Origin of the sequence: Micromonospora echinofusca, from assembly GCF_017614955.1 — a bacterium.
Classification (GTDB): domain Bacteria; phylum Actinomycetota; class Actinomycetes; order Mycobacteriales; family Micromonosporaceae; genus Micromonospora; species Micromonospora echinofusca_A.
The window spans coordinates 17235-29488 of record NZ_WVUH01000047.1 but is presented as its reverse complement, the minus strand read 5'-3'; the positions used below and the strand labels follow the sequence as shown (position 1 = coordinate 29488).

8 protein-coding genes are annotated in these 12254 nt (G+C 72.1%); 7 read left to right on the top strand and 1 reads right to left on the bottom strand.

Annotated features, from left to right (window positions below):
- Nucleotides 1-325: 325 nt before the first annotated feature.
- Genes GSF22_RS08475 through GSF22_RS08445 form a run of 7 tightly spaced genes read left to right on the top strand, consistent with a single transcriptional unit; the run spans nucleotide 326 to nucleotide 11239 of the window.
- The gene (locus GSF22_RS08475; protein WP_244366689.1) at nucleotides 326-1993 is read left to right on the top strand and encodes an AMP-binding enzyme; all 1668 of its coding nucleotides are present in this window, start codon (nucleotides 326-328) and stop codon (nucleotides 1991-1993) included.
- Nucleotides 1990-2709 carry a thioesterase II family protein gene (locus GSF22_RS08470; RefSeq protein WP_208812586.1) on the top strand — a complete coding sequence of 240 codons (720 nt, stop codon included), beginning with the start codon at nucleotides 1990-1992 and terminating at the stop codon, nucleotides 2707-2709. Before GSF22_RS08475 ends, GSF22_RS08470 begins: the two co-directional genes overlap by 4 nt.
- The gene (locus GSF22_RS08465) at nucleotides 2706-7082 is read left to right on the top strand and encodes a non-ribosomal peptide synthetase (protein WP_208812584.1); all 4377 of its coding nucleotides are present in this window, start codon (nucleotides 2706-2708) and stop codon (nucleotides 7080-7082) included. The genes GSF22_RS08470 and GSF22_RS08465 overlap by 4 nt, the downstream gene beginning before the upstream one ends.
- Before the next feature lies 1 nt (nucleotide 7083).
- Nucleotides 7084-8265, top strand: coding sequence for an FAD-dependent oxidoreductase (locus tag GSF22_RS08460; protein WP_208812582.1), 1182 nt, complete (start codon nucleotides 7084-7086; stop codon nucleotides 8263-8265).
- Nucleotides 8265-9485: a cytochrome P450 gene (locus tag GSF22_RS08455; protein WP_208812580.1), complete on the top strand. Its 1221-nt coding sequence runs from the start codon at nucleotides 8265-8267 to the stop codon at nucleotides 9483-9485. The genes GSF22_RS08460 and GSF22_RS08455 overlap by 1 nt, the downstream gene beginning before the upstream one ends.
- Nucleotides 9482-10597, top strand: coding sequence for an acyl-CoA dehydrogenase family protein (locus GSF22_RS08450; RefSeq protein ID WP_307803835.1), 1116 nt, complete (start codon nucleotides 9482-9484; stop codon nucleotides 10595-10597). Before GSF22_RS08455 ends, GSF22_RS08450 begins: the two co-directional genes overlap by 4 nt.
- A 3-nt stretch (nucleotides 10598-10600) precedes the next feature.
- The gene (locus GSF22_RS08445) at nucleotides 10601-11239 is read left to right on the top strand and encodes a class I SAM-dependent methyltransferase (protein WP_208812579.1); all 639 of its coding nucleotides are present in this window, start codon (nucleotides 10601-10603) and stop codon (nucleotides 11237-11239) included.
- A 149-nt stretch (nucleotides 11240-11388) separates the two neighbouring features.
- Here GSF22_RS08445 and GSF22_RS08440 read toward each other — a convergent pair whose 3' ends face one another.
- Entirely contained in the window at nucleotides 11389-12246 is an 858-nt protein-coding gene (locus tag GSF22_RS08440; RefSeq protein WP_307803833.1) for an SDR family NAD(P)-dependent oxidoreductase, read from the bottom strand.
- Between the last annotated feature and the right edge of the window lie 8 nt (nucleotides 12247-12254).

Here is a 12254-nt window from a genome sequence, read left to right as displayed (position 1 = left end):
CTGTTATGAGGTTGGTGAGGTTGACGGGTCGTGGGATTCGATTCCTTATGGTCGGCCGTTGCCGAATCAGTGTTTTCATGTGCTGAATGACCGGTGGCAGGAGTGTCCGGTTCATGTGGTGGGGGAGTTGTTTATTGGTGGGGTGGGTTTGGCGGAGGGTTATTTTGGTGATCCGGAGCGGACGTCGGCGTCGTTTGTGACGCATCCGGTGTCGGGTGAGCGGTTGTATCGTACGGGTGATCTTGGTCGGTGGTGTCCGGACGGGAATGTGGAGTTTCTGGGTCGGGAGGATTTTCAGGTCAAGGTTGGTGGTTATCGGATCGAGTTGGGTGAGATCGATAGTGCGTTGGTGTCGCATCCGGGGGTGCGGGCGGGGGCGGCTGTCGCGCTCGGTGACCGGCACCACCGCCGCCTGGTCGGCTACTACGTGCCGGACCAGACGACGCTCGACGAGACCGAACTCGACCGGCACCTGCGCGATCGGCTACCCACCTACATGGTGCCCCCCACCCTCGTCGCGCTGTCCGAGCTCCCGCTGACAGCCAACGGCAAGGTCGACCGGTCCGCGCTGCCCGACCCGGCAGCCGACACCGGACCCGCCGGGCCCGTCGCCGAACTCGACGACCCGACCGGACTCGTCGCCCAGGTCGCCGCGATCGTGGCCGAGGTGATCGGACTGGCCGAGGTCGACCTGGCCCGTAACTACCTGGAAATCGGCGGGGACTCGATCACCGCGGTGCAGATCGTCACCCGCGCCAACGACGCCCGCATCGCCCTGACCCTGCAGGATCTCTTCGAGCAGCCCACGATCGGCAAGGCCGCAGCCGCAGCGCTGGCCCGCTCCGGCGACCGCGTCGACGCCGACGCCCGGTTGCTGCCGGTCACCTCAGGCCAGCGCGCGGCGCTCGACGCACCCGCCCGGCGGATCGAGGTGACCGTCGGGCCCGAGGTGACCGCCGAGGTGGCCGGTCGGACCGTCACGGCGCTGGTGCGTCGCCATCCCGCGCTGCGGCTGCTGCTGGTGAACGGTCAGCAGACCGTACGGCCGCCCGCCGAGGAGGCCGAGTACGTACCGACGATCGACCTGTCCGCGCTGCCGGAGGCCCGCCGCGCCACCGCCTTCGAGTCGATGGTGGCCGAGATGGGCGACGAACTGTCGCCACACGAGGGTCCGGTGGTCAAGGCCGCGCTGTTCGACCTGGCCGGCGCTCGGACCCTGGTCTGGGTCCTGCACCCGGCGGTGGTCGACGAGACCTCGCGGGCGCTGCTCGCCGACGAGTTCGGGCGCGCGCTGGCCGGTGACCTGCCCCCGGCCGAGCCGGTGCCGCTGCCCGCGTGGTTGAGCGCGGTCGCCGAGGACGACGGTCCCCCGCCGAACCTGTCCGTACCGGAGATCGGGGTGGCGGACGCGACCACCGTGACCGCCTCGCTCACCGAGGAGGAGAGCACCGAACTGGCCGACACCGCGCACGCCGCGTACCGGATGTCACTCGCCGAGGTCGGCCTGGCCGTGATCGTCGCGGTGGCGGACCCGGGTGTGGTGCTGCTCGAGCGGGACGCCCGCAGAGACGTACCGAGCCTCGACCTCACCGGTGCGGTCGGCCCGTTCACCCGGACCCGGCTGGTGGCGCTCGACCCGCCCGACGATCCGGCGGCCCTGCTCGTCGCCGCCAAGGAGGCCGCCCGGTCCACGGCGGCCGTACCCGGCAACCCGCAGTTGTCCCTGCGCTGGCTGGGATCCGTGCCCGAGCTGCCCTCGGCGCGGACACGGACCTACCCGGACGAGGTCACCGCCGCCGTGGTGGGCGGCCGGCTGACGGTGGTCTGGACCGGCGCCGCACCGGACGCCGAGGCGGTCGTGGCCGGCCTGCGTGACCTGCTCGCCCACTGCCGTGGCGCGGAGGCATCGGTCAGCGCCGGTGACTTCCCACTGTCCGGTCTCGACGGCGACGAACTGCGTAGGGTGCTGGCCGGACTCACGGACGCGTCATGAACGTACGCCTGTTCTGCCTGCCGTACGCCGGTGGCTCGGCCCGGATCTACGCCGAGTGGGACAGGCAGCTCCCGGACTGGATCGACGTGACACCGGTCGAGCTGCCCGGCCGTGGACTCCGGTTCCACGAGCCGGTCCGCACCCGCCTCGACGATCTCGTCGCGGACGTCCACCGCACCGTGACAGCCCAGCTGGACGGGCCGTTCGCGGTGTTCGGGCACAGCCTCGGCGCCATGCTCGGCTTCGAGCTGGTGCGCCTGCTGGCCCGGGAGGGGCGGCGCCCGGAGCACTTCTACCCGTCCGGGGCGGGCGCGCCGCATCTGCCCACCCGCAACCCGGCACCCCAGTTCTCCGACGCGGCGATCCGCTCGCACCTCGCCGGACTCGGTGGCACCCCGCGCGAGCTGGTGGAGAACGACGAGCTGATGGACCTGATGATGCCGGTGCTGCGGGCCGACTTCGGCATCGCCGACACCTACCGGCGTGCCCCGGACGTGACGGTGGACTGCCCGACCACCGCGTTCGGCGGTGTCGACGATCCCGAGGCGCCGCCGGTGGACGTACTGGCCTGGCGCCGCCACGTGCGCGCCCCGTTCGCCGTGCGCTTCCTGCCGGGCGACCACTTCTTCGTCAACACGGCCAGGTCCGCCCTGCTCGACCAGCTGATCGCGACCCTGCAGGCCGACCCAACCCGGAGTGGAGTGACCAGAAGATGAAGGCGACCGCCATCCAGGACGTCTACGAGCTGACACCGCTGCAGCAGGGGCTGCTGTTCCACTGCCTGCAGGCCCCGTCAGCCGGCTTCTACGTGGAACAGATGCACTTCACGATGCGCGGCGAGCTGCGTGTCGACGTGATCCGTGCGGCCTGGAAGGCGATCATCGCCCGGCATCCGGGACTCCGGACGTCCTTTTCCTGGGAGGACATCAACCGGCCGGTGCAGATCGTGCACCGCAGTGCGACGTTGCCCTGCGACGAGATCGACCTGAGTGGGTACCCCGCCGACGAACGGGAGCGCCGGTTCACCGCATACCTGCTCGCCGAGCGCCGCTGCGGGTTCGACCTGGAGAGCGCGCCACTTCTGCGGCTCACCGTGTTCCGGTTCGACGCCGACACCTTCCGGTTGGCCTGGAGGTTCTCCCACCTCATCATGGACGGCTGGTCGTTCGGCCTGATCATGAGCGACTTCGTCCAGCTGTACAAGGCGATCTACCACGGGCGGGAGATCACCCTGCCGACACCGAACGGGCCCAGCGACTACGTGTCGTGGTGGCGCCGGCAGGACCAGGACGCGGCCCGCGCCTACTGGACCGAGGCGCTCGCCGGCCATCAGCCGCCGGCGCCGCTGGACCTGGGCGACCCGCCCGGTGGCGACCTGGCCGGGGCCGACCCCGGCGGCGACGGGTGGGACCCGGTGCGGCACGGGTACGTCGCGCTGGAACTCGGTGAGCTGGCGAACCGGCTACGCGACTTCTCCCGCAGCCGGCGGCTCACCCTGAACACCCTGGTGCAGGGGGCCTGGACGCTGGTGCTGTCCCGCTGCTACGGGGAACCCGACGTCACCGTCGGTGCCACCATGTCCCACCGGCCGGCCGAGCTGCCCGGCTGCGAATCGATCGTCGGCCCGCTCATCGTGACGCTGCCCGTCCGCGTCCCGGTCGAGGAGTCCCGACCGGTCGAGGAGTGGCTGCACACCGTGCAGTCCGGGGTGATGGGCGCCCGCGACCACGCCGGTGCGCCGCTGCCGGTGATCCGTGGCTGGGCCGACGCGCCGCGCTCGGCGGACCTGTTCGAGACGATCGTCTCCTACGAGAACGTCCCGATTCCCGACATCTCCTTCGCCGACGAGAACATGGAGCTGCTCGGGTACGACGTGGACGGCCGGCCGCAGTACCCGATGAGTCTGATCGTGCTGCCCGGCGACGAGATTCCCCTGCGGCTGATCTTCGACCGCCGCCGGTTCACCACCACCTCCGCACGTCGCATGCTCGCCCGGGTCCGCACCACGCTGGCCGCGTTCGCCGACGGGCCGGACCGCAGGTTGGGCGACGTGGACGTGGTGCCGGTCGAGGAACGGAACGAGATCCTGGCGCTGGCCGTCCGCGCGGAGACCGTCCCGGCCGACGAGTCGCTGCCGGCCGTGGTGCGGGCCCAGGCCGCCCGCCTGCCGGAGAAGGTGGCCCTGGTCGGCGACGGTTCCTCCGTGACCTTCGCCGAGCTGACCACCGGCGCCGACCGGGTGGCCGCCGCGCTCCGCGCCGCCGGTGTACGGCCCGGCGACCGGGTGGCGATCTGCGCCGACCGTACCCCCCGGCTGGTCGTCGGCCTGCTCGGGATCCTGTCCGCCGGCGCGGCGTACGTGCCGCTCGACCCGACACATCCGCCGGGCCGTCACGCGTTCGTACTCGACGACTCCGCGTCCGCAGCGGTGCTGACCGAGTCCGCCGTCGCGCCGGCCACCGACCTGCCGGTCGTGCTGCTCGACGGTGACCTGCCCGAGCCGGTCGAGCCGGTCGACGTGGCGCCGGACGACATCGCCTACGTCATGTACACCTCCGGATCCACCGGCGAGCCGAAGGGGGTGCAGGTGACCCACCGCAACGTGCTCCGTCTCGTCCGCGGTGGGCAGGCCGAGCTCGACCTCGGCGAGGACGACGTGTGGGCCATGTTCTTCTCGCCGGCGTTCGACGGGGCCACCTACGAGCTGTGGGGCTCGCTGGCCACCGGCGCCCGGCTGGTGGTCGTGCCGCACGCGGTGAGCCGTTCACCCGAGGACCTGCTGGCGCTGCTGGCCGGGGAACGGGTCACCGTCTGCACCATGACGCCGTCGGCGTTCCGGCAGCTGATCTCGGTCGAGCCGACCGTGGACCAGCAGCTGTCGCTGCGGGTCCAGGTGCTCGGCGGGGAGAAGGTCGACCCGTCCACCCTCGCCGGGTGGTTCGAGCGGCACCCCGACCGGCCGTGGGTGGTCAACGCCTACGGACCCACCGAGGCCACCGTGTGGGTCTGCCACCACCGGGTGCTGCCCGAGGAGTCCACCCAGGAGTCACCGCGCAGCCTGATCGGCCGGGCCCTGCCGGACACCGCGATCTATCCGCTCGACGCCAGCGGCCGGCTCGCCCCGCTCGGCGCGCCCGGCGAACTGCACCTCGCCGGCCCCGGCGTGACCGCCGGCTACGTCAACCGTCCCGAGGAGAACGCCCGCCGGTTCGTACCGGACCGGTTCACCGACGGCGGGACGCGGATGTACGCCAGCGGGGACCTGGGTCGGTTCACCGCCACCGGCGAGCTGGAGTACCTCGGCCGCGCCGACGGTCAGGTCAAGGTGCGCGGCTACCGGGTGGAACCCGGTGAGGTCGCCACCCGGCTACGCAGCCACCCGGGCGTCCGCACCGCCGTCGCGGTGGTCCGCGGCGAGCAGCTGTTCGGGTACGTCGTGCCGACCGGCGAGCCGGTTCCCGGCGAGGAACTGGTGCGGCACTGCGCGCAGGTCCTGCCCGAGTACATGGTGCCCACCTCGGTCACCACGATCGAGGAGATCCCGTTGACCCCGAACGGGAAACTCGACCACCGGGCGCTGCCGGACGCGGAGCGCCCGTCCGGCGGGACCGACTACGTGGCCCCGCGCGGGCCGACCGAGCTCCGGCTGGCGGAGATCCTCGCCGAGGTGTTGGGCGTCGCCCGCATCGGGGTGCACGACGACCTGCAGGAGTTGGGTCTGCACTCGCTGCTCGCGACCCGGGCGGTCAACGCGATCCGGGCCAGCTGGCAGGTGAACATCCCGCTGCGCAGGCTCTTCGAAACCCCGACCATCGCCGCCGTCGCCGAGATCATCCACGGCGGCGGTGCCCCGAGGCTCGAGTCCGACCGACCCGGACAGGCCGACCTGGCCACCGAGGCGGTACTCGACGCCGACCTGGTCGAGGCGATCTCCACGGCGTCCGACAGGTCGGGGCGGACCCGGCACGTGTTCGTCACCGGAGCCACCGGCTTCCCCGGCGCCTACCTGGTCGCCGAACTGGCCCGTACCACCGACGCGACCGTGCACTGCCTGGTCCGCGCGGCCGACCCGGGGACCGCCTCGGCCCGGCTACGTGATCACCTGCGCACCCTGCAGCTGTGGTCCGACGACCTGGCAGACCGGGTGCACGCGGTGCCCGGCGACCTCGCCCAGCCGTTCCTCGGGCTCTCCCGGGAGGAGTTCGACCGGCATGCGGAACAGGCCGACCAGATCTTCCACTTCGGCGCGTACGTGAACTTCCTCTACCCCTACCGGCGGTTGCGTTCGGTGAACGTCGCGGGCACCAAGGAGATCATCCGATTGGCGACCACGGGACGGAAGTCGGTGCTGCACCACGTGTCGAGCGTCGGTGTCTTCGCCGCCCGCCGGGCCACCGACGGTGACAGCCGTGGCGCCGAGACCGAGTTGGACCCCTCGGCACCCCGGTTGCCCAACGGCTACGCCGAGACCAAGTGGGTGGCCGAGCGGCTGGTCACCCAGGCCCGCGACGCCGGCCTGCCGGTGGTGATCCACCGCCTCGGCCGGGTCGCCGGCGACAGCCGCACCGGGGTGTGGCGGGCCACGAACGACGCGCTCGCCGAGTTGCTCAAGGCCAGCGCCGGGCTCGGCGCGCTGCCCCGGTTCGAGGGCAGGCTGGACATGGTGCCGGTGGACCACGTGGCCCGGGCGATGGCCGCGATCGCCACCCGTCCGGAAGCACTGGGCCGGATCTTCCACCTGGTCAACCCACGTCCGCTGGTCTTCGAAGACCTGCGGGCCGGCTTCGAGCGCGCCGGTTACCCGCCGGATTCGCGGGAGATGATCCGCTGGTACACCGACCTGGTGGACCGGTCGGCGACCACCGACGAGGACTGGTCGGTGGCGATCGCACTGCTGGCGGAGTGGACGCAACACGCCAGCCACGGCATGCGGGATCCCCGCTTCGACTCGGGGGCCACGCAGGAGTTCCTGGCCGGGATCGCGGATTGCCCGCCGGTCGATGCCGACGTGCTGGGCCGGTACCTGCGCTACCTCGCCGACGTCGGCTTCCTGCGGCGCCCCGCCGTCGCGCACTCGGAGGTGAGCTGAATTGACCGCACAACGGATCGTCGTCGCAGGCGGGGGAGTGGGCGGGCTCGCCGCCGCGCTCGCCGTCCGGCGGGCCGGCTGGGAGGTGGAGGTCGTCGAGCGCGCGGTCGACCCGCACCGGGAGGCCGGCACGGCGTTCAACCTGTGGTCCAACGCGCTCACCGCGCTGGAGCGGGTCGGCCAGGCCGACGCGGTGCTGACGGCCGGCGACCGGATCGACGCGATGCAGCTGTGGGACCACCGGGGGCGGTTCCTGGCCGCCACCCCGGTCGCCGCGATCGGCCGCGCCGTCGGCGCGCCGTCGGTGAACATCCGCCGCAGCGACCTCACCCGGCTGCTGTACGAGGCGTGCAAGGACGCCGACATCCCGGTTCGGCTCGGCGCCGCCGTACGGTCCTACCGCCAGGACGGCATCTCGGTGGTGCTGATGCTGGAGGACGGCACCGAGGTCCGGGGCAGCGCACTGGTCGGCGCGGACGGCGCGCGCTCCGCGGTCCGCCGTGGCGTGGTCGGCGACGGTGACCCGGAGGCGGTGAGCCTGCCGGTGCGGGGCATCGCCGAGTCCGACGGCGGTGCACCACCGCACACCGTGTTGATGGCCTGGGGGCCGCGCGGCGGTGGGTTCGGCTGCTGGCCGCTGGGCGACGGGCAGGTGTCGTGGACGGTCGGCACCAACAGCCTGCTGCGCCGCCGACTGGCTGCGGGTGAGCCGCCGAAGCAGGTGGCCGCCGACTTCGCCACCGGGTTTCCGGCGATGTTCGGCGAACTGGTCCGCGCGACCCCGGCGGCGGGTGTGGCAGCCGTCCCGGTACTGGTGCGCCGGAGCGCGGACGTGTGGGGCGGGGGCCGGGTGACGCTGCTCGGTGACGCCGCCCATGCCATGCCGACCGTGTTCGCCCAGGGTGCCTGCCAGGCCCTGGAGGACGCCGCCGTGCTCGGCGCGGAGCTGACCCGCGCCGACGGGGACGTGGTGGCGGCCCTGCGGTCCTACGAGAACCGGCGCCGGCCACGGCTGGACTGGCTGCGGCGACGGGTGTTCACGCTCGACCGGATGCAGAAGTTCGAGAACCCGCTGCTGTGCCGGGTGCGCAACGTGATGACCCGCAAGGCGCCGCCGGAGAAGTCCGCGCGCGGCTGGACCCAGATGCTGACGTTCGACCACGTGCCGGAGGAGGCCCGCTGATGGTAGCCACCGACGGGATCGACCTGGCGGGGATCGACCTGGCCGACCCGGACCTGTACGAGCGGGGCGACCCGGACCGGGTGTGGGCCGCGCTGCGTGGTGCCGCGCCGGTGTTCCGCAATCCGGGTACGGCGGGACGCGAGTTCTGGGCGGTCACCCGCTACCGGGACGCGGTGGCCGTCTACCGCGACCCGGACACGTTCTCCTCCGCGCGCGGGATGGTGCTCGGCATCGACCCGGAGGCGGGCGACCCGGCCGCCAACCGGATGCTCGTGGTGACCGACCCGCCACGGCACCCGAAGCTGCGCCGGATCATCAGCGGCGTGTTCACCCCGCGGATGATGCGCCGACTGGACGACCGGGTCCGCGACACGGTGGTCACGCTGGTGGACCGGGCCGTCGCGGCGGGACGCTGCGAGTTCGTCGACGACGTCGCCGCCCGGCTGCCGGTCGCGATCATCTGCGAGATCCTGGGCGTACCACCGGCGGACCAGGACTGGATGTACCACCTGACGAGCACGGCCTTCGGCGGAGGCGACCCGACCACCGCCGACGAGGTGTCCGCCGGGGAGCGGACCCAGGCCTACGGCGAGATCTTCGAGTACTACCAGGACCTGGCCACCCAGCGCCGCCGCGCGCCGACCGACGACCTGGTGAGCACCCTGGTGCACGGCGAGGTCGACGGGCACCCGCTCGACACCGAGGACGTCCTGCTCAACTGCACCAATTTGATCATCGGGGGCAACGAGACCACCCGGCACGCCGCAGCCGGCGGCCTGCTGGCGCTGGCCGAACGACCGGTGTCGTGGCAGGTGGTGCGCGCCGACCCCGCCGTGGTGCCGACGCTGGTGGAGGAGATACTGCGCTGGACCACCCCCGGCATGCACGCGATGCGGACGGTCGTCACCGACACCACCCTCGGCGGCCAGCAGATCCGGGCCGGCGAGTCGGTGGTGGTGTGGAACGCCTCGGCGAACCGCGACGAGGAGGTCTTCGCCGCCCCTCAGCGCTTCGACGTACGGCGTTCGCCGAACCGGCACATCGCGTTCGGCCAGGGCGGCCACCACTGCCTCGGTGCCTCGCTGGCGCGGATCGAGCTGACCGTGCTCTTCGAGGAGCTGGCCAAACGGGTCTCGACGGTCCAGTTGTCCGGTCCGGTTCAGCGGGTGCGCTCGTGCGTGCTGCGGGGGATCCGTCGCCTGCCCGTGGAGTTGTCGTGACCGGGGATCTGCGGGCCACCGCCCGCGAGTTCGCCCGCACGAAGGTCGCCCCGCTGGTGGCGGAGATGGACCGTGCTGCCGCGTACCCCCCGACGCTGGTGAAGGAGCTGTTCGAGGCCGGTCTGATGGGCATCGAGGTCCCGACGTCGTACGGCGGCCTGGGCGGACAACTGGTCGACGTGATCGCCGCCATCGAGGAGCTGTCCCAGGTCGACCCGGCGGTCGGGGTACTGGTGGACGTGCAGAACGCACTGGTGACGAGCGTGCTGCTGCGGCACGGTTCCGGTGATCAGAGACGCCGCTTCCTGCCTCGCCTGACGGCGAACGCGGTGGGCGCGTTCGCCATCTCGGAGACCGGGGCGGGTAGCGACGCGTTCGCGATGAGCACCACCGCGACCCGGGACGGCGCCGACTACCTACTCGACGGGGCGAAGGCGTGGACGACCAACGCCGCCGAGGCCGGCCTGTTCCTGATCTTCGCCCGTACCGGCGCCGCGCTGACCGCGTTCCTGGTGGAGCGGGGCACGCCGGGGCTGTCGATCGGCCCGCGCCACGACAAGCTCGGCATCCGCGCCAGCTCCACCTGCGACCTGACCCTGACCGGTGTCCGCGTGCCGGCGGCCAACGTGCTGGGCCGCCAGGACGCCGGCGGGGAACTGGCGGTGGAGGCCCTCAACATCGGCAAGCTCGGTATCGCGGCCCAGTTGGTCGGCCTGGCCCAGGGCGCTCTGGACGTGGCGGTGGCGCACGCGAGGTCACGGACCCAGTTCGGCCGTCGCATCGCCGAGTTCCAGGGGGTGCGGTTCCCGCTGGCCCGGCTGGCGGCCGAGCTGGCGGCGGCCCGGGCCCTGCTGTACCAGACGGTGGAGGACCTGCCGGGGATGTCGGCGGTGGCGCGGCTGCGCGCGACCGCGATGGCCAAGCTGGTCGCCTCCGACGTCGCCGAGAGCGCGGCATCCACCGCAGTCGAGACGTTGGGTGGCATCGGGTTCACCAGCCAGCGCCCGGCCGAGAAGCTCTACCGCGACGCCAAGATCGGCAAGATCTACGAGGGTACGTCGAACATCCAGCTGCGCACGATCTCCGCGACCCTGTTCAGTGAAGGGAGTTGACCCATGGCCTCTCTGGCTACCCGCGCCGTCGTCAACCTGCTCTACCGATCCCCGTTCAACCCCAGGTCCACCGGTGAGCCCGACGACGCGGTCGTGGAACTGGTCGAGGGCCCGGACGCGCTGCCGCCCGGCCGCGCCCTCGATCTGGGCTGCGGAAGCGGTCGCCACGCCGTCTACCTCGCCAAGCACGGCTGGGACGCCACCGGGGTCGACCTGGTCGCCGATGCGGTGGCCCAGGCCCGCAACCGGGCGGTCACCGAGGGCGTGGCGCCCCGCCTGATCCAGGGTGACGTGGCCGAGCTGGGCAAACTGGGCGTGCCGGGCGGGAACAACCTGGTCGTCGACGCGGGCTGCTTCCACGGTCTGCCGTCCCGGATGCGGGACGCGTACGTGCCCGAGGTGACCCGACTGGCCGCGCCGGGCGCGCTGCTGTTGCTGCTGGGGTTGGCCAAGCATCCGGTGCTCAAGGGTGTGCAGAAGGACGAACTCACCCGCCGCTTCACGCAGTGGCGGCTGATCAGGGCCGAAAGTGTCGCGGGTGCGGAGATGCTCCGGTATGGCGACGGCAACCCGATGCTCCGCAGGGCCTTCGAGAAGGGCTGGTTCGACCCCTGGCGGTACCTGCTGCGCCGCGAGAGCTGAGCCGTACCCGAGCCGGCCCTGCCCGGTCGGAGTTCCCCCGGGGGCCCGACCGGGCAGAGCCGGCTCGAATCCGGGCAGGGTCGGCACGAGCCAGCGGCTCCCGGTAACCGGGAGCCGCTGGCTCGTGGCAGCGCCGTGCGCTGGTCAGCTCACTGCTGGGCGTACTTGCCGGTGTAGGCGCCGGATTCGGTCAGACCGAACTGGCGGCGGATCACCCGGTCCCACTGCCGGTCCGACATGACCAGCTTGCTGCCGACGAAGAACCTGCCGCTCGGTGAGACCAGGTAGCGGGTACGCGGGCGGGGGTCGCTCAGAGCGTGGTCGACCACCGTGGCCACCGCGGTCGCCGGCGAGGCCATCCTGGGCGAGGTGAAGCAGCGGCGCAGCTGGTCCACGATGGACTGGCGCAGATCGCGGTACGGGCCCGACTCGTCGGTGTTGCGGCGCATGGACTCGTCGACGTGCTCGTCGAACCGGGTGTCGCGGATGAGATTCGGCTCGATCACGCTGACGGACACGCCCAGCGGCTCGACCTCGAACCGCAGCGCGTCCGACAACGCCTCGACCGCGAACTTGGACGCGTTGTACACGCCCCCACCGGGGAAGGCGATGCGACCGCCCACGGAGGACATGTTCACGATCCGACCACGACCGGTGCGCCGCATGCCGGGTAGCACGAGCTGACACATCCGGGCCAGCCCGAAGAAGTTCGTCTCGAACTGCGCCCGGGCCCGCTCCAGTGACACGGTCTCCACCGGGCCGTACTCCGCGTAACCGGCGTTGTTGACGAGGGCGCCGACGGCCCCGTGTTCGGCCTCGATGTCGGCCACCACCTTCGCCGCCGACTCCTCGTCGGTCACGTCCAGGGGCCGCACCGTCGCGCCGGCCCTGGCCAGCTGTTCCATCGCGGACACCGTCCGTGAGGTGGCCACGACCCGGTAGCCACGGGACAGCAGGTACAGCGCGGTCACCCGGCCGATGCCGGACGAGCACCCCGTGATCAACACCGGTGAGG